The sequence below is a fragment of the Bacillus sp. WC2507 genome (assembly GCF_052656125.1).
Genome location: NZ_JBQXPN010000001.1, coordinates 310,414 through 331,811 on the forward strand (window position 1 = coordinate 310,414; position 21,398 = coordinate 331,811).

Genomic DNA, 21,398 nt, shown 5'->3' on the forward strand with positions numbered 1-21,398 from the left:
TAGGTGAACAAATATGTCCTTTATTGATGAAGAAAATTACCATATGAAACGTGCAAGGAAAAAGAAGCATAAAGGTATTGTTATTTCTAGCATAGCAGGAACAATTGTAGGAGCTTCATTATTTGCATTTGGAGCTCCTTTATTTTCAAATGATACGGACGCGTTTCCGCAAGCTGAAGCAAGTGGAAGTAATATGGCCGAAGCTCAAGGAATTAAACAGATTAGCTTTGTGGATGCTGTTGATCGCGCGTCTGAAGCTGTTGTTGGAGTTATTAATATTCAACGAGATAATTTTTCAGAGGCAGATTCAGAAGCAGGTACGGGATCAGGTGTAATTTATAAGAAGACAGATGGTCAAGCTTATATTGTAACGAATAATCATGTTGTTGCTGGAGCAAATCGTATTGAAGTAAGTTTAAGTGACGGTAAGAAGGTTTCAGGAAAGGTATTAGGAACCGATGTAGTCACAGATTTGGCTGTACTAGAGATAGATGCAAAGCATGTGAAAAAAGTAATTGAGATTGGCGATTCTAATACTGTTCGAAGAGGAGAACCAGTCATTGCGATTGGAAACCCACTAGGGCTACAATTTTCTGGAACCGTCACACAAGGCATAATTTCGGCTAATGAGCGTATTGTCCCTGTAGACTTAGATCAAGATGGACATTATGATTGGCAAGTAGAAGTATTGCAAACAGACGCAGCAATTAATCCAGGTAATAGTGGTGGTGCGCTTGTAAACGCAGCAGGTCAATTAATTGGTATTAACTCAATGAAAATTGCTGCAAAAGAAGTAGAAGGAATTGGGCTAGCTATTCCTGTTACTAGAGCTGTTCCAATTATGAATGAATTAGAGAAGTATGGAAAAGTAAGAAGACCGTATGTTGGAATTGAACTGAGATCATTAAATGAGATTCCAAACTACTATTGGTCAAAAACATTGCATTTACCAGGCAATGTAACAGAGGGAGTTTGCATTTTAGATGTGAAAAGTCCTTCGCCAGGTACAGATGCTGGTTTACGAGAACACGATGTAATTGTAGCAGTAGATGGAAAACCGGTTCGCGATATTATCGGATTCCGTACGGCCTTATATGATAAAAAAATTAATGATAAAATGACTCTTACGTTTTATCGTGGTACAAAACGAGCAACAACAACGGTTAAACTAGGCATTCAAAAGTATTAAAAACAGGAGGGCCTACCTCCTGTTTTCTATTGTAGAAAAGTGAGGTGAAGAATATGAATTTACCTTGTTGTTTAGAACATGTTGAATTAGCTTTAGATATTATTGTGGATGAGTGTGAAGTTGCACCAGTTATCAACAATGTGGATAACTCAGAAAAAGAGAAAAAAACATGTGAATTTTGTCAAAATGAGGCGACATATGTTGTATCGAACACAGATTCTCACACAATATGTGGGTAACATTTGTGGATATGTGGATAAGTCCTGTGGATAACATGTTTGTAAGGTGGGGAATACGTGTGAATATCTCGATTATTTCAATTGGGAAATTAAAAGAAAAATATTTAAAACAAGGTATAGCAGAATATTTAAAACGATTATCTGCATACGCAAAAGTAGAAGTAATTGAATTGCCAGATGAAAAGGCACCAGAAAATTTAAGTGAAGCAGAAATGTTAATTGTAAAAGAAAAAGAAGGTATACGTATACTGGATAAAATTTCTGATGATACGCACGTGATTGCGTTAGCGATAGAAGGAAAGCAAAAATCATCAGAAGAATTTGCGATAAGCTTAGATCGTCTTGCTACATATGGAAAGAGTAAAGTTGCCTTTGTAATTGGTGGATCCCTTGGACTAAGTTCAGAAGTAATGAAGCGTTCAAACGAATCCCTTTCTTTTTCAAAGATGACATTACCACACCAATTAATGCGATTAGTATTGCTTGAGCAAGTGTATAGAGCATTTCGGATTAATCGTGGTGAACCGTATCATAAATAAAACTACTTTTATATATAACAAGAGTAAAAAGGACCATTGGACAAAAATTACCGATGGTCTTTTAAACATTAATAGATGGTATATAGGTTTCCTAAAATAAGTATGTTTCTATTTCTAAAAAAGTGTGATGTAATATGAAGAGGAAAAAAGTATAAGTAGTCATAGAAGTGAGGAATTAAAGGTGAAGAAGTTTAAAAAGTTTTACTTGGAGATTACGAGTGTATGTAATCTTGCGTGCAGCTTTTGTCCGCCGACGGAAAGGCAGAAGCAATTCATTTCTGTGGAGGATTTTGCTAAAAGATTAGACCAAATTAAACCTCACACAGACTACATTTATTTGCACGTGAAGGGTGAGCCGTTGCTTCATCCGAAAATAGATCAGCTGTTAGATTTAAGCCATGAAAAAGGGTTTAAAGTTAATATTACAACGAACGGAACGTTAATTAATAAGAGAAGGCATAGACTGTTAAATAAGCCTGCGTTAAGACAAATGAATTTTTCACTGCACAGTTTTGATGGACACCCAGGCTCGCAAGATAAAGAGGGCTATGTAAGAAGTATACTTTCCTTTATTAGGGAAGCGACAAGTCAATCGGATTTAATTGTTTCGCTAAGGTTATGGAATTTAACTCAGGATAATAAAACAAATGCTGAAATCCAGAAAAATAGAGATTTATTATCCATCATTGAAAATGAGTTTGATCTATCTTATCAAATTGAAGAGAAGCTTACACCAGGAAAAGGTATAAAAATTGCGGACCGTGTCTTTATTAATCAAGACTATGAATTCCAGTGGCCGGCATTACATGAAGAAGAGGATGATGGAAAAGGATTCTGTCACGGTCTTCGTAATCAGGCTGGAATTTTAGCGAACGGAACGGTTATTCCTTGCTGTTTAGATGGTGAGGGAATTATTAACCTTGGGAATATTAATAATGACTCATTTTCTAACATTATAGAAGGTGAAAGAGCAACAAACATTGTCGATGGATTTTCGAAAAGAGTTGCAGTCGAAGAGCTATGCAGGAAATGTGGATACCGTAAAAGATTTGGAAAGTAAATATGAAATAAGCCCTCATAAAGCGAGGGCTTATTTTTTATTCTTGATAAGAGCGCTCTAATTCATCAATTAAGGAACCGACGTAAGAAACAGCTTTACGGATTGCATCTGGTTTGGACATATCTACTCCGGCGTGTTTCATTAATTCAAGTGGTTTCATCGTACCACCAGCGCGAAGTACATCTAACCAGCGATCAACGACAGGTTGTCCTTCTTCTTTAATCATTTGGGCTACCGCAGTAGATGCAGTGAGGCCTGCGGAATAGGTGTAAGAATATAAGCCCATATAATAATGAGGTTGACGCATCCAAGTTAAGCCAGCGCCTTCGTCAATTTCTACGGAATCTCCCCAGAATGTAGAAAGTACATTTGTTTTTATTTCAGTTAAAGTTGTAGCTGTAAGTGCTTCGCCTTTTTCTGCTAGAGTGTATACTCTTCTTTGATATTCTCCCTCAAGTAAGTGAGTAACAAAGTTATGATAATACGTGCCGAGTAGTTGCAGAATGACCCATCTGTGCATTCTCTTATCGTCAGTAGTCGCTAATAAATGCTGGGCTAATAGTAATTCGTTCATCGTAGACGGTGCTTCTACAAAGTACATAGATGGACGTACATTCATAATACGCTGGTTTTTATTTGCTAAATAAAAATGACCAGCATGCCCAAATTCATGGGCTAATGTGAAGCATCCACGCATCGTATTTTGCCATGTAATTAAAATGTATGGATGAGAACCATATGGACTTGAACAAAATGCACCTGTTGATTTCCCTACATTATCTGCAAGATCGACCCATCTTTCTTTGAATCCTTTTTTGATAATGGAACTATATTCATTGCCGAGTACTTGTAAAGAGTCTTGAATAAGTTTTCCAGCTTCTTCGTAAGTAATTGTCGGATTAAATTCAGGATCTAAAGGTGCATGTAAGTCGCAGAACAGCATTTGATCGAGTCCTAATACTTTCTTTTTTAAATCTGCAAAACGGCGCATATGAGGCGCTAATTCGTTATAAATAATATCAAGTTGATTGTTATACATTTCAAGTGGGACTTTTTGTGGTTCTAAAAGCATATGCGTAACAGATTCAAACTTGCGTAAACGAGAAAGTGTTACTTGTTTTTTTACTTCAGTAGCATATGTTGTTGCCACTATATTTTTATATCGTTTCAAGGTGGAAACAAATGATGAGTATGCTTTTCTGCGTATGTCTACGCTTGGAGAAAACTCATATTTGCTCTCAAATAATGCAAATGAGACAGGGAGTTCGTTTCCTTGTTCGTCCTGTATGGAGGTAAAATCCATATCGGCTAATTTAGTCATACCGTAAATTTTGTATGGAGAACTATGTACTTCGCCAAGCGCAGCAAGAGCTTCTTCTGTTTCAGGAGAGAGCGTGTGCGACCTTTTTTGTAGTATGTCTAGTAATGATTTACGGAAAGGTTCAAGCTGTGTTTCTTCAGTTAAATATTTTTCAATTGTACCTTCATCGAATGAGAGGATTTCATTATGAATAAAGGATAGTGCCGTATGTACTTTCGTCCATAAAGCGGCAATTTTGGAAGAGTTCGCTTGAATAATTGGATTTGTACGATCAGTAGATTCTTTTAAATTTGCATAGGAGTATAGTTTTGTTAACTTCATTAAAAGCTCTTCTTCTAAAAGTAGGCAATGTAATAAGGTAGTAGGGCTAGTATGTAATTGTCCTTTAAACGCATCAAGTTTTTTTATATCATCTGTTAATACACGTAATGCAGTTTCCCACTCTTTATCAGATTCGTATAAATCAGAGAGGTCCCATGTTAGTTCAGTAGGAACTTCTGCGCGAATATGGCGTTTCTCAATTACATCTTTCATTTATTATATCCCCCTTATTATAAGTATATAAAAACATGATACTAGAAAATTCAGTTAAATGAAAATATTTAACATTTTTATACATAAAAAGAAGGACAAGCATAAAAATACTTGTCCTTCGAGTTAAATTTAAAAATTAATATACTTTATCACCGTTGAAAATAGAGTTTTTCACGACTACATAATCTACAGTACGAATTGAGTCTAATTTTGTTCCGCCAGCGTAAGAGATAGAAGATTGAAGATCTTGTTCCATTTCGATTAAAGTGTCTTCTAAAGAACCTTTATGCTCAACGAACATTTTCTTACCTTCAACGTTTTTCTTCTCGCCTTTTTGGAATTCAGAAGCAGAACCGAAGTACTCTTTATAAAGTTTGCCGTCTTTTTCGATTGTTTCCCCTGGAGACTCTTCATGACCAGCGAATAGAGAACCAATCATAACCATAGTCGCTCCAAATCGAATAGATTTAGCTACGTCGCCGTGTGTACGAATACCACCGTCAGCGATAATTGGCTTACTTGCAGCTTTTGCACACCAGCGAAGTGCAGCTAGTTGCCAACCGCCAGTTCCAAAGCCTGTTTTAATTTTAGTAATACAAACTTTACCAGGTCCAATACCAACTTTTGTTGCGTCAGCACCAGCGTTTTCTAATTCTCTTACCGCTTCTGGAGTTCCAACGTTTCCAGCGATAACGAAGCTTTCTGGTAAATGCTTTTTAATATGTTGAATCATGTTGATCACAGCATTAGAATGTCCGTGCGCGATATCAATCGTGATGTATTCAGGTGTAAGTTGCTCAGCAGCTAATTGTTGTACGAACTCATACTCGTCCTCTTTTACACCAACGCTAATAGAAGCGATTAATCCACGTGATTGCATATCTCTAATGAATGAGATTCGTTTCTCTGGTTGGAAACGATGCATGATATAGAAGTAATTATTTTCAGCTAAATAAGTTGCAATTCTTTCATCAATAATCGTTTGCATATTTGCAGGTACGACAGGTAATTTAAATTTATGTTTACCTAAAGTGACAGTTGTATCACATTCAGATCGGCTGTTTACAATACATTTTGCAGGAATTAATTGAATATCTTCATAGTCGAATACGTTTTCCATCGTTTACACCCCTAAAATACGAATATTTTATTCATTTCATTTAAAAATGTTCGTCCAAAAGATAATTTACATTATTTTCACTCATAAGTCAAAGGTTTTGATGTTTATATTTACAAATTGAGTCTATTTAAGTTGATTATAGGTTTGTATTGTCAAAAAATGTTTTAATATAGGATTTTCTGATATAGAATTATGTGAGGCAAAGAAAAAATTAAATATACAAATTTGGGAGAGATTTTAATGAAGCGATTAATGTATATGGACTGGTTGCGAGTATTAGCGACAATCGCAGTTGTTACAATTCACGTTTCTGCTGGTTATGTTGCCGTTTTAGATGCCAATAATGTTTCACGCTGGATGGCTGGTAATCTATTTGAATCGATTTCACGTGCAAGTGTTCCGATTTTTGTAATGATTAGTGGAGCTTTATTGTTAAAGGGGACAAAAGATATTTCAGTCGGGGAATTTTTACAGAAGCGTGCAAGTAAAGTGATTATACCTTTTGTAGCTTGGAGCGCTATATTTTATGCATATGGAGCATATGCAGGATATTTCCCAGTATCTTTAAAGCAAGGGATCAAGCACTTTTTAACAGATACTATTGGGGGACATTTGTGGTTCTTATACATGATTGTAGGGATATACTTGATTACACCTCTACTGAAAATCTTTGTGAAGAACGCTAAAAAAAGAGAAATAGAATACTTTTTAATTTTATGGCTATATGCATCTGTTGTAGTCAATTTAGCGAAATATTATTATCCGATCAACTTTAATATTGAATTATTTTACGTTACAAATTATGTAGGGTATTTCCTACTTGGTTATTATTTATCTAATTTTGATATTTCGAAAAAATGGAGAAATATTTCTTACATTGGAGGATTTGTAGGATTTATTAGTACATTCTTTATTACTTATTACTATACAGTAAAAGCAAATGGACAGTTAGAGCAGTTTTGGTACGGATACTTTGCGCCAGGCGTTGTACTGATGGCAATTGGATTATTTGTATTTTTCAAATATGCTTTCCAAAAATCAGAAAGAGAATTACCATTGTTATTCCGTTTTATAAATCAAGCAAGCCTTGGAATCTATATTCTTCACTTCTTCTTATTAAATAACTTGTTGTATATGGTTTTCCCTAAGGTAAATGAGCGTGTGCATGCAATATTGGCAATACCTATTAATGTAACGATTACAATTGTTCTTAGTATGGCAATTACGTTAGTATTGCAAAGAATACCAGTTGTGAAAAAACTAGTTCCGTAAAAAATGAATATGGTATAGATAGGGCAGACTTATTATTAAGGCTGCCCTTTACTATTTTAAAATTATATTTAGATAAATTTAGGTTTAAACGAATTAAAAACAGTGGATTAATATAGTATCTTACTATAGTCTAAAGTGAGGCATGAAGAACATAATAGGTTAAATATAAAATCAAATGAGGTTAATATATGAGTAAAAAAAGCTTTAGTAATTATGCATTAAGTAAAGAAGTAAGACGAGCACTTACTGGTTTAGGATATGAGCATCCAACAGAAGTGCAAGGAGAGGTTATTCCAGTTGCGTTGCAAAAGAAGGACCTTGTTGTAAAGTCACAAACGGGAAGTGGAAAAACGGCTTCGTTCGGTATACCACTTTGTGAAATGGTAGAGTGGGAAGAAAATAAACCACAAGCATTAGTTTTAACACCAACAAGGGAACTTGCTGTTCAAGTGAAAGAAGATATTACGAATATAGGGCGATTCAAAAGAATTAAAGCTGCTGCAATCTATGGTAAATCTCCATTTGCGCGTCAAAAATTAGAGTTAAAACAAAAGACGCATATTGTAGTAGGGACTCCAGGACGTGTGTTGGATCATATTGAAAAAGGGACTCTTTCTTTAGATCGATTGAAATATTTAGTGATTGATGAAGCAGATGAAATGCTAAACATGGGTTTTATCGATCAAGTAGAGGCAATTATTGATGAATTACCTAAAAAAAGAATGACAATGCTATTTTCAGCAACCTTACCGGAAGATGTTGAAAAGTTATCCCGTACATATATGAATGCACCAACTCATATTGAAATTAAAGCGGCTGGGATTACAACAGATAAAATTGAACATAGACTTTTTGAAGTGAGAGAAGAAGAGAAGCTTTCACTTCTTAAAGATGTAACAACGATTGAGAATCCAGATAGTTGCATTATTTTTTGTCGTACACAAGAAAACGTAGACCATGTATATAGACAGCTAAAACGAGTTAATTATCCTTGTGACAAAATACATGGTGGTATGGTACAAGAAGATCGTTTTGAAGTTATGGATGATTTTAGAAAAGGAAAATTCCGTTATTTAGTAGCAACTGATGTAGCTGCGAGAGGAATTGATATTGATAATATTACACATGTTATTAATTATGATATTCCATTAGAAAAAGAAAGTTATGTACATCGTACTGGAAGAACAGGACGAGCTGGTAATAATGGAAAAGCTATTACATTTATAACGCCTTATGAAAATAGATTTTTAGAAGAGATTGAGGAATATATTGGGTTTGAAATTCCAAAAGAACTGGCCCCTTCAAAAGAAGAAGTTATAAAAGGGAAAGCAGTATTTGAGGAAAAGATATATGCTAAACCAATTATAAAGAAAGATAAAAATGCAGATATAAACAAAGGGATTATGAAATTGTACTTTAATGGCGGAAAGAAAAAGAAAATTAGGGCGGTAGATTTCGTCGGTACAATTGCTAAAATTCAAGGTGTTTCCGCTGAAGATATAGGTATTATTACAATACAAGACAATGTTTCATATGTTGAAATATTAAACGGAAAAGGGCCACTTGTTTTAAAGGTCATGAAGAATACGACGATAAAAGGTAAACAATTAAAAGTTCATGAGGCAATTAAGTGAGGGTAACTATCCACTATAAAGGTGGATAGTTTTTTATTATTCATATAGAGGTATAATAGCCAATTGTTTTCATAGGGAAATTAGCTAATAAATTAATTATATTTGAAGGTAACCAATAGAGAGAGTAATTCATAATGAGCTTGAATAATCTCTATTGACGATTTTTTTTAAACATAATAGTATTTTCATTTGATTTTTTTCAATAACGAATGTGAAAATCAGGGAGAATTTTAATATTGTTACTTAAAAATATATAGAAGTAAGGACGGTGTTTCATTGATGAATTTGATTGGGGATAAGCGAAATTTGAATTGGCTTCATTTTTATTTGTTCTTAGCAATTTTTGCTTCTCTTTTATTACGTATATATTTAGCATTTCATTTAGAAGGATACGAACGAGATCAACTATTTTTCGTGGATTGGATGAATACTGTAGGTAAATATGGACTAGGTGATGTGTATGCACATGGGGATTTAGTAAACTATCCGCCATTTTTCTTAGCTCTTTTAGGTATTTATGGAGAAATATTGTCATTTTTAAATATACATGTGGAAGCTGCGGGTGTTTTAATTCGAATCCCGTCCATTGTATTTGAAGTAGTAGCTATTATTATTTTTGCTATAGTTTCTAAAAGAATAGACAATTCGATTATGAGAGCAGCATTAGTAACATTTTTTGCCTTTAGTCCAGCCGTTATAGTGGATGGAACTATTTGGGGGCAAGTAGATATGCTACATAGCATATTGATGGTTAGTTCAATTTTATTATTAATGTCTAAGCCAACTTGGTCTGGTGCTATTTACGCTATAGCACTACTAGCTAAATTTCAATCAATCGTAATTGCCCCTGTTTTTGCTATGTATTTCTTAAAAATCATTTGGGAAAAAAAAGAAGGCAAGCAATTAACCAAATTTGTAATCGGGTTCTGTATTCCTTTATTACTATTCGGTCTTTATTTCGCAGCGTATGGAACATTTATCACGATGTTAAAACAAGCATATTTAAATGCGGTAGGTACGTTCCCAACAGTAACTGTATTTGCTATGAACATTTGGTATTACGCAATTGGTACGGATCCTAATACAGTGGATACGATTCAAATTTTACCGCATATTACATTGAAAACAGTTGGATTAATACTCTTGTCTATTGCGGCAGCGTTGACTTGTCTGTATATCTTTTTCCATCGTCACATGAATACAGCGGTTCTATTAAAAGCTGCGACCTTTATAAGTTTTGCGTTCTTTATGTTACCTACGCAAATACATGAGAGATACGCTTTCCCAGCGTTAGTATTTGTCATCTTTTTACTACTATATGAAATGAAGTGGACAGGAATAGCTTTAGGATTAACGTTAACAATCTTTTTTAATATAGTAATGGTTCTGTACGCGGGCTTTAATACAAATATGGGAATGTTTATTGTTATTATTAATGTTTTCATTTTCTATGCTATGTGTAAATTATTAGTAAAAGAGTATTATGATCGCTTTGAATTGTTAATAAAGAAGCAGTAAAAATTATAATTTTAGGGGAGGTACATTTTGCTAATATGCAGAATGTACTTTTTTATTGAAAGAGTAAAATTCCAATAGAAAAATCAAAGATGAGAAGATACTTAGAAGCATAATTTCTAAAATACTACAATCATTCAGATAGTTGAAGTTAATAAAACGCTACCTAAAAGTAGGTAGCGTTTTATGGTTATTAGGATTCTTTTAAATCGTCAATTAACTTCTCAGCTAAGCGTCTATACATATTACTCATCGACACGAATGATGTTAGTAATAAAAACTTCTCTAAGTTTTGATCTTCTAAGGAAGAAATCTCACTTACTTCTGAAATACGGTTATTTACTTCTTGTTTAAAGCTTTGGACGTTGTTTTCGGTAAGAGAAAGATACTCTTTATATAGCATATTTAATTCGAATGAATCATCGCTTAATAAGGATTCATTTATATTTTCTAAGGAGCTTTTTATGTCATTAATGGAAAGAGCCCCTTTTAATTGATAAATTAAGCTGATTAAAATCATATGCTCTTTTGAGTATTTTTTATTTTTGATTGGAATAAACAATTTCCCTTTTGCATAATTGTTAATCATTGTTTTTGTTAATACTTTTTCATCATCAGTTCTTGTTGTATCCGCATAAGTATTTTCAAATAGTTGGACAACCTGGTCTACATACAAGTCGACATTTGGAATATCCTCGAGTGTAATATTTTTTTCTAAATGTAATGTTTCAAGCAATTTATTTATATTTTCCACGTAGAACCCCTCACTTTTATAACTTAGTGGAGCATAATGTTTAGTTTATCTCTAAATATGGTATTACGAAACAAATGAATTGTAAATGTTGACCTCTAATAATAATGCGTATATAATTACATGTAGTTATCAAAACTACATGTAATTATATGAGGGGTGTTTATATGAATGCGTATATAAGAGAACCGGTTAATGCTTTTACCCACTTGGGAGGAGCTGTATTATCATTTGTTGCATTATTAGCTATGCTTGTAAAAGTTTCTGTTAAGATGCCATCTTTTGCGGCAATTACAGCTGTTATGTTGTTTGGGATCGGAATGATGGTTCTGTATACAGCATCAGCTGTATATCATAGTGTTGTAGCCAGTGAACGTGTTATTTATTTCTTTAGGAAGCTTGATCACTCTATGATTTTTATATTGATTGCAGGTACATATGCACCATTTTGTTTAATTACATTACATTCCGCAAACGGTTTATTATTATTTTGTTTAGTCTATGCAACTGCCGTTTGTGGTATTGTTTTTAAAATGTTTTGGTTTAGTTGCCCGAGATGGTTATCAACAGCAATTTATATTACAATGGGCTGGTTAATTGTTCTGTTCTTTGCACCGTTAGCTGCTAACTTAAGTGCAGGAGGTATAATGCTCTTAGTGCTTGGAGGCATTTTTTATACAATTGGTGGATTTATTTATGGAACAAAGCTAAAGTGGTTAGAGTTTAAACATATGGGGCATCATGAAATTTTTCACGTGTTCGTGTTATTGGGAAGCCTTGCCCACTTTTTAAGTGTATATTGCTACGTAATTTAACAATATAAAATTTCCAAGTGATTTTTATTCTTCTTGATTAATAAAAAAAGATATAGACACATATGTATGTTGAAGAGTTGCATAACTTAAAGGTTATGTGGCTCTTTTTTTATAAATAATAATTAAAAATATTTTTAGAATTATCAGTCTATTCGTGGTAGGATAGATGTGTATTGAGGTTATAAAATTTTATAATTAATAATCAGTGGGGGACTATATATGGCGATACTTATAACGGGTGGAGCAGGATATATTGGTAGTCATACATGTATAGAATTATTAAATAATAATTATAAAATTATAGTCGTAGATAATCTTTCAAATAGTTCAATCGAGTCTTTAAACCGAGTAAAAGAAATAACAGGGAAACAATTTGAATTTTATAAAGAAAGTGTTTTAAATCGTGAAAAAATGAATGAGATTTTTTTGAAAAATAATATTGAAGCGGTTATACATTTTGCTGGATTTAAAGCAGTGGGGGAATCGACTACAATTCCTCTTACATATTATTATAATAATATAATAAGTACAATCGTACTATGTGATGTGATGCAGAAACATAATGTTAAAAAATTTATTTTTAGTTCATCTGCAACTGTATATGGAATTCCAAAAACATCACCAATTACAGAAGAATTTCCGCTGAGTGTGACAAATCCGTATGGGCAAACAAAACTAATGATTGAGCAAATTATGCGTGATGTAGCAAAAGCTGATGATGAATGGAGTGTTGCGTTACTCCGTTATTTCAATCCATTTGGAGCACATAAAAGTGGCCGTATTGGAGAAGATCCAAATGGGATTCCGAATAATTTAATGCCATATGTAACGCAGGTGGCGGTAGGTAAGTTAAAGGAGTTAAATATATTCGGAAACGATTATCCAACAAAAGATGGGACAGGTGTCCGTGATTATATTCACGTTGTTGACCTTGCAAAAGGACATGTGAAGGCACTTGAGAAAGTACTTGAGACGAAAGGAATCGAGGCATATAATCTTGGCACAGGTAAAGGGTATAGTGTATTGGAGATGGTAAAGGCTTTTGAGAAGGTTTCGGGTGAAAAAATACCTTATAAAGTGATAGGGCGTCGTCCCGGTGATGTAGCAATATGTTTTGCTGATGTATCTAAAGCGAAACGAGAATTAGGATGGGAAGCGGAATATGGGTTAGAAGAGATGTGTGTAGATTCTTGGAGATGGCAAGTAAATAATAAAAATGGCTATCAAATGATTTAAGGTAGTTAGTAAAGTATTCTCTTATTATTTTGTAGGATATTTTATGTATATAATAAATTGTATTCTTTATTATACTACTTGAGATCAGTAATATGTTCACTTTAGGAAAGAGAACATATTACTGATCATAGCGTTTGAACAGCAATTTGTTCTATATCAATTTTAGATAGAGGAAAGAACTATTAATGAATGCGAACAAGTTGTTTATGATACACCGTATTACCTTCTTGGCTTGTATAAGGCGGTACGCTTCGTCCGAAACAATTTGCAATAATATTGGAGTGAGTAGGATAAGAAATACGAATTTCATACAAATTAATAGCTTCATCTAAATTAGCATAAAATACTGCTAGATTGTTGCCTTGTAAAAGGTATGGAAATTCTACAACTGTATCTTCACCAATAAATACAGGTAATTTTACAGGACTAGAATAGTTAGACCAATCCCAAACCTCTATATTTATATAGTGTGCATAATATGCATCTAAATTTACAATGTTTATTACTGCTGAAACTGTTGCAGGCTCTCTTGTTAATACACCTGTTGAATGAATAACAGCTTGATGTGGATAATGAGGAGGCATAAATATCAGACCTTTCTAATTTAATATGATTTTACAATATTCTATGCAGATCATTGATAGAATGAAATAGGGAAAATGTATCATTCTATTAATTTTTTATAGAAATAAAAAATGTAATGTTGAATAATATTCCAATACTTGTATCATTGGTAAAGTGCGTTTATAATCAAATAATCCTATTAGCTTTCTAATTGCATTACGCATTATTGAAAGCGTTTTTATTATGTGATACATTGCGATGGACATGATTACTGTATGACATGTATCAAAGGGATTTTTTTATCGTTTTTAAAGGTAGGAAGTCTGACTTATTTTCGAAAGAACTTTGTATGGAGTTGGAAGTAAGAAGGAGAATAAGGAATAATATAATTTTTACAAGATGGGGAGGGACAGTGTGGAAATGTAAGGTTTTCACATGAGAATATATGGGTTATGTAGGATTATTACTTTCGGGTGCAGCTTTGTTTTTAAATAGTCTTGTTATATTAGGAAAAGCAGAGATGAAAAGTGCGGGTGTTTTTAATTTATTTGTGGGTGCACTACAAATTATTATCCCGTTCTATTTAATCATGATTTCTGACCAAAGCAATTGGACAGTGTATTCATATGCAGCTACTTTCTTATTTGGATTAACCTATTTATATGTAGGTGTTACCTTTATAAAAGGAATGGATAGTAGCGGTCTAGGGTGGTTTTGTATTTGGGTAGCAATCATTGCTCTATTTTATATGGTTGTTTCATTTGTTCAATTCCACGATGTTGTTAATGCGTTAACGTGGTTTATGTGGGCATTACTTTGGTATTTATTCTTTGTATTAAATACACAAAAAAAGAATATCAATCAATATCTTGGAAGGATTGCCTTCGTACAATCATGGGTAACATTGACGTTGCCTTCACTCTTTTATTTTATGGGAGTATGGGGAGAGGGATTCGTATATGAGCTATGGGTTTATGTATCCGTAATTTCTATTTTATACTGCTGTTATTGTATTTATAAATATCGAGTACGTTAATATATTTTCTGTAGAAAAGCATGGAATCGTTAAACTAATTCCATGCTTTTTATATATTAGCATTTATAATAGAGAGGTAGTATTTTACAATTTATCACAATGGGGATGATGAAGTTGAAAAAAGTATTGGTACTAGGGGGAACAAGATTTTTTGGTAAACATTTAGTAGAAGCACTTTTGCAAGATGGACACGATGTAACGATTGCGACGAGAGGAATTACGGAAGATTCTTTTGGCTGTGCAGTAAAAAGATTTGTTGTAGATAGAGAAGACGAAAAACAATTAGCAGAGCGTCTAGAAGATAAAAGTTATGATATCGTATACGATAATTTATGCTATAGCTCGAATGCAGCGAAGATAATATGTGAAGTGTTACGAGGAAAAACGAAGAAATACATTATGACATCTTCAATGGCTGTTTATGAGCCAGCACTAGGCTTGTTAGAAGGGGATTTTAATCCGTACGAGTATGAAATCGCGTATGGAGATAGAACTGACTTCAGTTATAGTGAAGGTAAGCGATTAGCCGAAGCAGTTGTATTTCAACAGGCAACATTCCCAGTTGTTGCAGTGCGTTTTCCAGTTGTTATTGGAGAAAACGATTATACGAAAAGGTTACAATTTTACGTTGAACATATTATGAGGCAAAAATTTGTCGCCGTGAATCATCTAGATGGAGAGTTGTCATTTATACATGAAGAAGAAGCAGGAGAATTTTTAGCTTGGTGCGGGATGAAGGACATAGAAGGGCCAATTAATGCTTGTAGCAACGGGGCAGTTTCTACTCGAGAAGTTATTCATTTCATAGAAGAAAACACGGGAATAAAAGCACTCGTTCAAGAAGTAGGAGATAATGTAGCGCCTTATAATGAAGTGATTAATTGTACATTACATAATGGAAAAGCTAATGAATTAGGATTCTCGTTCCGAGAGTTGAAAATAGAAATAGAAAAAGTATTACGTTATTACATACATGCAATGAAATAATCATAAATCCCCCGGTGGCAATCCGGGGGGTTCTGGAGGATTTCGACAATACTAATTTTACATTACTAAATTTACCTTATACGTACGACTAATGTTTTTGTGATTGAATTGCTTGTAAATACTTTTCATTTACCCGGTCCCAGTTCACGGTATGCCACCAATTGGTAACAAATTCTGGACGGCGATTTTGATACTTTAAATAATAGGCATGTTCCCATACATCGATGACGAGTAATGGAATCTTACCTTCTTGCAAAGGCGTATCTTGATTGGGTGTACTCATAACAGTAAGTTCTTCACCATCAAGGACAAGCCATCCATATCCACTTCCAAAACGGCTAATTGCTGCTTTGGATAGTTGATCTTTTAAGTTGTCAAAGGTATTGAAGTAATAATCAATTACTTTTGCAACGTCTCCATTAGGCTCGCCGCCACCTCGTGGGCTCATTACTTCCCAAAAAAGACTATGACAATAATGTCCACCACCGTTATTTCTGACAGCTGTAACAATTTCCTTTGGTAAAATTTCTAAATTACATAGTAATTCTTCTAAAGATTTATTATGTAATTCCGTATAGTTTTCTAAAGCGGCATTCAAATTACTTACGTATGTCGCATGGTGCTTCCCATGATGAATAGAAAGTGTGTTGCTATCGATATATGGTTCTAGCCCATCATAGTCATATGAAAGTTTTGGCAATTGAAATGAAGACATAACATTCCCTCCTTTCGTATTAAAAGTTGGTCTAGGTAAAAATAATTTACCTGAGTCAAAAATACACTTATTTTTTATGTAAGTCAATAGCAATGTCTTTAATTTTCTGAAAAATATTACAATAAAAGTAACACTTCGACTTTTATTTGTGACTACTATCCTTTTTGCTTATACTGTAAAGTAGTAACGTTTTGTTGAAATAGAAGGAGATCGTTTATGAGTAAAACGAAACAATTAATCGAGGAAGCGAGTCATTTTATTACGATTTGCTATAAAGAGCTGAATAAAGAACAATTCATAGAAGAGCGCGTGAAAGAAATTCAAGTTGAGATAGAGAAGACGGGGACGTATGAGCATACATTTGAAGAACTTGTTCATGGATCGCGAATGGCATGGCGCAATAGTAATCGGTGTATCGGAAGACTATTTTGGAGTAAGATGCACATATTAGATGCACGTGAAGTAGATGATGAGGAAGGTGTATATAATGCATTAATTCATCATATTAAATATGCAACGAACGACGGAAAAGTGAAACCAACAATTACAATTTTTAAGCAATATCAAGGTGAAGAAAATAATATACGAATTTATAATCACCAATTGATTCGATATGCAGGATATAAAACAGAAAGGGGAGTAATCGGTGACTCCCATTCCACTACATTTACGGATTTTTGTCAGGAACTTGGCTGGCAAGGAGAAGGTACGAATTTCGATGTATTGCCACTTGTATTTTCCATAGATGGGAAGGCACCTATATATAAAGAAATTCCGAAAGAAGAAGTGAAAGAAGTACCAATTGAACATCCAGAATACCCGATTTCGTCGCTTGGAGTAAAATGGTATGGGGTTCCAATGATTTCAGATATGCGCTTAGAAATTGGTGGTATTTCCTATACAGCTGCTCCGTTCAATGGATGGTATATGGGAACGGAAATTGGTGCGCGTAACTTAGCGGATCATGATCGTTATAATTTACTTCCGGCAGTTGCAGAGATGATGGAGTTAGATACATCGAGGAACGGTACGTTATGGAAAGACAAGGCACTAATTGAGTTGAATATTGCTGTATTACATTCCTTTAAAAAACAAGGAGTTAGTATTGTGGATCACCATACGGCTGCACAACAATTTCAGCAGTTTGAGAAGCAAGAAGCTGCGTGTGGACGGGTTGTAACAGGGAATTGGGTGTGGCTCATTCCGCCGTTGTCGCCAGCTACTACTCATATTTATCATAAACCGTATCTAAATGAAATTTTGAAGCCGAATTTCTTTCATAAATGATATTTAGTATAGGGGTTTCTTCTGCAAAATATAATTTTTTTTAATTACTGTTACGTAGCAAATGGAAGCCTTTACTATCGGTTATTTTTGGAAGGGTCTTTTTGAACCAAGGAGTTCCTTATGTTATAATCAAATTTCTGTTTCGAAGACCTTATAGAAATATAAGGTCTTTTGTTTTGCTGTTTTATGTAATAGGAATAGAAATTTTCTTTTAAATAAGGGATTTAGCATATTTTTAGGGACAACATAAGTGTGTAGAAAATCGATAAATTATTATACTTATATAATTATTGTGTTTTGGGTGTAAACGATACAACATAATAAAGTTGTTTTTTTAGATTGCTGAGGAAGGAGGAAGTGTAAATGAGGATGAAGAGTCGGAAAACGGATTGGCCTGTATTTCTTATTAGTGGTGGCTCACTTTTATTATTTGTAATTGCAGTTATTTTAAATAAAAGTTACGTAGAGGGAGTCATTAATAGCAGTTTTGCGGCTTCAATTAAATATTTTGGTGCCTTTTGGCAAGTTTTATTAATTGGTACATTTGTTGTGGCTATGTGTATGGCGTTCTCCAAATATGGGAGAGTTAAACTTGGGGGGCTAGAAAAACCTGAGATTAGTACGACAAAGTGGCTCGCTATTATTATGTCTACATTACTTGCCGGAGGTGGCGTTTTTTGGGCAGCGGCAGAGCCGATGTACCACTTGATGACGGTGCCACCAATACATGAAGGTATATCTGCTGGAACGAAAGAAGCGGTAATGCCTGCTTTAGCACAAAGTTATATGCACTGGGGTTTCCTGGCTTGGACGATTTTAGGTACAATTAGTGCGGTAGTTATGATGTACGGACATTATCATAAAGGCATGCCGCTAAAACCTCGAACGCTTTTATATCCTATTTTTGGAGAGAAATTGCGAAAGAGTTGGCTTGGAACAATGATCGATGTGTTTGCAATTATTGCGGTAGCTGCAGGGACAATTGGTCCAATTGGATTTTTAGGACTACAAGCAAGTTATGGATTACAAGCATTGTTTGACATTCCTGATGTGTTTACTACTCAATTAGCTATTATTGTTTGTGTAGTAGCTGTTTCTACTATATCTGCGGTAACAGGAATTGATAAAGGGATTCAAATTATAAGTAATTTAAATGTTAGGTTAGCAGTTCTATTAATGGTATTTGTATTACTGTTTGGACCAGGTGGATTTATTATCGATTCATTTGTTTCTTCGTTTGGGTTTTATATAAATGAATTTATTCCAATGAGCACATATCGTGGGGATACAGGTTGGTTAGGATCGTGGACAATCTTTTTCTGGGGATGGTTTATTGGATATGGACCAATGATGGCAATTTTAGTGAGCCGAATTTCAAGAGGAAGAACAATCCGAGAAATCATCGTTGCAATTGGAATTATTGCACCCATTATTACAACATTTTGGTTTACTATACTAGGGGGATCAGGTGTGTTTTATGAGTTAATGAATCCTGGTTCTATCTCGGTGGCATTAAGTGAGTCGGGTATGCCGGCGGCTATGATTGCAATTACGCAGCAATTGCCACTTTCTAATATTATTGGACCTGCGTTTCTTTTATTAACAATTTTATTTGTAGTGACAACAGGAGATTCAATGGCTTATTCCATTTCAATGGCAGTGACTGGAGATGGAGATCCTAGAATTAGTTTGCGAGTTTTTTGGTCGCTTATTATGGGCGCAGTTGCAGCGATTCTTTTATACATGGGTGAGGGAAGTATTAACGCCTTACAATCCTTCATTGTAGTGACGGCTGTTCCTGTATCCATTCTGTTATTCCCAATGTTATGGTTAGCGCCTAAAGTTGCAGGGGAATTAGCATTAAAACAAGGTATTGTAAAAGAAGAAGATAAAACTTCCTTCTTGTTTCAAAAAGCTAGTAAATCAAAATAAAGAATAAACAAAATGATTGTATGTTTTATTTTATAATAAAGCAGATTATTTTATATAAAAAGAGGAAGCATTTTATTTGAGATGCTTCCTCTTTTCTATTTACCCAACTACTTTCCCTGAAGGGGATAGTACTCGAACAAACATTTCGTATAGTTTTAAGCTATTCTAATACTTTATCTTTCGTCTCTGGGACACATAATAGCATTGTAACTAAACCTATTGGATAGATAATGAAGATGAGAGATAGTGCGCCCATTAAATTACCACCTGCAGCAAGTAATCCGATAATAACAGGTCCAAATCCAGCTAACCCACGTCCTGTACCGAAAATAAAGTTTTCTGCTGTCGAGCGAGCTTCAGCAGGATAGTTTTCAGCTAAAATTGCTCCGAATCCTCCCATCATGCCATTTGCAAAGAATCCAAGCAATGCACTTCCCCATAACAATAATGTTGAGTCTGTGAATAAGAAGAAGTAAATGAGACAGTATATAGTACCACCGACATAATAGATTGTAAAAGTTTTACGGCGACCAATTTTATCGGCTAGAATACCAAAAGTTGCAATTCCAATTAGCATGCCGATTGTAGAGATGAACATCCAACCGCTCGCTTTTGCTAATGTGTAGTTATATTTATTCGCTAAAATAGTTGGCATCCATGTGAAAATTCCATAATAGCCGAAGTTCTGGATGAATGACATAATAATAAGACCAATTGTTGTTATCGTTACCTTTTTATTTGCAAATAACTTTCGAAGTGGGAACTTTTTTATTTGCTTGAGTTGTTCTGCTTCAGTAGTTGTTAAATTACCTTCAGCTTCTTTTTGTAACAATTCTTTTTTGTATCGTTGTTTTTGTTCCCATATTTTCGGTTCACTTAAACTTTTGCGGACATAGACAGCTAGTAGAGCTGGAATGAGTCCAAATAAGAAAACAGCTCTCCATCCGAAATGCGGGACGATAAATGCTGGAAGGAGTGAAGCGACTAGTACGCCAAATTGCCATCCAAGTGCAACAACTGATGTTGCCTTAGCGCGCATTTCTTTAGACCATGTTTCAGTTACGATGGCCATTCCAATTCCAAATTCACCACCAACTCCCATTCCAACTAAAAAGCGCAGAATTAATAATTGCCAATAATCTGTTGCGAAATAAATGAGTGCGGTTGCTAGTGAAAATAGTAAGATTGTGAAGGCCATCGTACGGATACGCCCAAATAAATCAGCAATAAATCCAAATAAATAAGATCCGATTAGCATTCCTATTGTGGTAGCTAATGTTAAGTTTCCACCTTCAACAGGGCTTAAATGAAATTCTTTTAAAATGTAGACAAGTACGAAAGATAAGAGCAACATATCTAAACCTTCTGCCGCATATCCTAGCGCAGAACCAAATAATGTTTTATATCTTTTCTCTTTCGTCTCCTCTGTTGTTGATTGTACATCAGTAGTGACGTTCATCATTACTCCTCCTTATTTTCTTCTACAGTCGCTATGGAAGAATAACAAAAGGCCTTCTCACCTGATATGATGAGAAGGCCAAAAAAGCATACGTATTCCTAAAAAAGGCCATACGTATAGTATATTCCGACTTCCTTCTCAACCTCACGGGGTTGGGTTAAAGGACTGTATTATATTACTTTATTTTTAGCAC

19 protein-coding genes are annotated in these 21,398 nt (G+C 34.4%); 13 read left to right on the forward strand and 6 right to left on the reverse strand.

The annotated features are described in order from the left end of the window. Positions 1-13: 13 nt before the first annotated feature. The 4 genes from ACUN28_RS01780 to ACUN28_RS01795 all read left to right on the forward strand — a co-directional run bounded on the left by ACUN28_RS01780 (position 14) and on the right by ACUN28_RS01795 (position 3,027). Positions 14-1,189: a S1C family serine protease gene (locus ACUN28_RS01780; RefSeq protein ID WP_016085355.1), complete on the forward strand. Its 1,176-nt coding sequence runs from the start codon at positions 14-16 to the stop codon at positions 1,187-1,189. A 53-nt stretch (positions 1,190-1,242) separates the two neighbouring features. Continuing rightward, complete coding sequence (locus ACUN28_RS01785; RefSeq protein WP_001052827.1) at positions 1,243-1,428, forward strand: CxxH/CxxC protein; 186 nt, start codon at positions 1,243-1,245, stop codon at positions 1,426-1,428. Between the two features lie 59 nt (positions 1,429-1,487). Continuing rightward, positions 1,488-1,967, forward strand: a complete 480-nt coding sequence (rlmH, locus tag ACUN28_RS01790) for a 23S rRNA (pseudouridine(1915)-N(3))-methyltransferase RlmH (protein WP_001027000.1) — start codon at positions 1,488-1,490, stop codon at positions 1,965-1,967. Positions 1,968-2,148: 181 nt separating this feature from the next. Next, complete coding sequence (locus tag ACUN28_RS01795; protein WP_016085356.1) at positions 2,149-3,027, forward strand: radical SAM/SPASM domain-containing protein; 879 nt, start codon at positions 2,149-2,151, stop codon at positions 3,025-3,027. Between the two features lie 37 nt (positions 3,028-3,064). Here the strand turns inward: ACUN28_RS01795 and pepF are convergent, their stop codons facing one another. Next, on the reverse strand, positions 3,065-4,882 hold the full coding sequence (gene pepF / locus ACUN28_RS01800; protein WP_016085357.1) for an oligoendopeptidase F: 1,818 nt from the start codon (positions 4,880-4,882) through the stop codon (positions 3,065-3,067). Between the two features lie 136 nt (positions 4,883-5,018). Further along, positions 5,019-6,002: a GMP reductase gene (gene guaC, locus ACUN28_RS01805; RefSeq protein WP_000432444.1), complete on the reverse strand. Its 984-nt coding sequence runs from the start codon at positions 6,000-6,002 to the stop codon at positions 5,019-5,021. A 240-nt stretch (positions 6,003-6,242) separates the two neighbouring features. On the opposite strand from guaC, the gene ACUN28_RS01810 reads away from it, so the two are divergent. From ACUN28_RS01810 to ACUN28_RS01820, 3 genes are all read left to right on the forward strand, one after another. Next, positions 6,243-7,274, forward strand: coding sequence for an acyltransferase (locus ACUN28_RS01810; protein ID WP_016085358.1), 1,032 nt, complete (start codon positions 6,243-6,245; stop codon positions 7,272-7,274). A gap of 188 nt (positions 7,275-7,462) precedes the next feature. Beyond that, a complete protein-coding gene (gene dbpA / locus ACUN28_RS01815; protein WP_016085359.1) occupies positions 7,463-8,908 on the forward strand; it encodes an ATP-dependent RNA helicase DbpA in 1,446 nt (481 codons plus the stop codon). A gap of 279 nt (positions 8,909-9,187) precedes the next feature. Further along, positions 9,188-10,426: a hypothetical protein gene (locus ACUN28_RS01820; RefSeq protein ID WP_016136950.1), complete on the forward strand. Its 1,239-nt coding sequence runs from the start codon at positions 9,188-9,190 to the stop codon at positions 10,424-10,426. 190 nt (positions 10,427-10,616) lie between these two features. On the opposite strand, the gene ACUN28_RS01825 is transcribed toward ACUN28_RS01820, so the two are convergent. Continuing rightward, entirely contained in the window at positions 10,617-11,177 is a 561-nt protein-coding gene (locus ACUN28_RS01825; RefSeq protein ID WP_016085361.1) for a DUF1836 domain-containing protein, read from the reverse strand. A gap of 164 nt (positions 11,178-11,341) precedes the next feature. On the opposite strand from ACUN28_RS01825, the gene trhA reads away from it, so the two are divergent. Then, entirely contained in the window at positions 11,342-11,989 is a 648-nt protein-coding gene (gene trhA, locus ACUN28_RS01830) for a PAQR family membrane homeostasis protein TrhA (RefSeq protein WP_016085362.1), read from the forward strand. 219 nt (positions 11,990-12,208) lie between these two features. Then, complete coding sequence (galE, locus tag ACUN28_RS01835) at positions 12,209-13,225, forward strand: UDP-glucose 4-epimerase GalE (RefSeq protein WP_016085363.1); 1,017 nt, start codon at positions 12,209-12,211, stop codon at positions 13,223-13,225. A 182-nt stretch (positions 13,226-13,407) separates the two neighbouring features. Here galE and ACUN28_RS01840 read toward each other — a convergent pair whose 3' ends face one another. Next, positions 13,408-13,809 carry a hypothetical protein gene (locus ACUN28_RS01840; RefSeq protein WP_016085364.1) on the reverse strand — a complete coding sequence of 134 codons (402 nt, stop codon included), beginning with the start codon at positions 13,807-13,809 and terminating at the stop codon, positions 13,408-13,410. A 425-nt stretch (positions 13,810-14,234) separates the two neighbouring features. Here ACUN28_RS01840 and ACUN28_RS01845 point away from each other — a divergent pair, with 425 nt between their 5' ends. Continuing rightward, positions 14,235-14,825, forward strand: a complete 591-nt coding sequence (locus ACUN28_RS01845; RefSeq protein WP_016085365.1) for an AmiS/UreI family transporter — start codon at positions 14,235-14,237, stop codon at positions 14,823-14,825. 105 nt (positions 14,826-14,930) lie between these two features. Beyond that, positions 14,931-15,812, forward strand: a complete 882-nt coding sequence (locus tag ACUN28_RS01850) for an NAD-dependent epimerase/dehydratase family protein (protein ID WP_080118138.1) — start codon at positions 14,931-14,933, stop codon at positions 15,810-15,812. A gap of 88 nt (positions 15,813-15,900) precedes the next feature. Here ACUN28_RS01850 and sodA read toward each other — a convergent pair whose 3' ends face one another. Further along, the gene (gene sodA, locus ACUN28_RS01855; protein ID WP_016085367.1) at positions 15,901-16,527 is read right to left on the reverse strand and encodes a superoxide dismutase [Mn]; all 627 of its coding nucleotides are present in this window, start codon (positions 16,525-16,527) and stop codon (positions 15,901-15,903) included. A 216-nt stretch (positions 16,528-16,743) separates the two neighbouring features. On the opposite strand from sodA, the gene ACUN28_RS01860 reads away from it, so the two are divergent. Further along, positions 16,744-17,814, forward strand: coding sequence for a nitric oxide synthase oxygenase (locus ACUN28_RS01860; RefSeq protein WP_016085368.1), 1,071 nt, complete (start codon positions 16,744-16,746; stop codon positions 17,812-17,814). A 363-nt stretch (positions 17,815-18,177) separates the two neighbouring features. Further along, positions 18,178-19,746, forward strand: a complete 1,569-nt coding sequence (locus tag ACUN28_RS01865; RefSeq protein ID WP_016085369.1) for a BCCT family transporter — start codon at positions 18,178-18,180, stop codon at positions 19,744-19,746. Between the two features lie 160 nt (positions 19,747-19,906). On the opposite strand, the gene ACUN28_RS01870 is transcribed toward ACUN28_RS01865, so the two are convergent. Continuing rightward, positions 19,907-21,205, reverse strand: coding sequence for an MFS transporter (locus ACUN28_RS01870; RefSeq protein ID WP_016136949.1), 1,299 nt, complete (start codon positions 21,203-21,205; stop codon positions 19,907-19,909). Between the last annotated feature and the right edge of the window lie 193 nt (positions 21,206-21,398).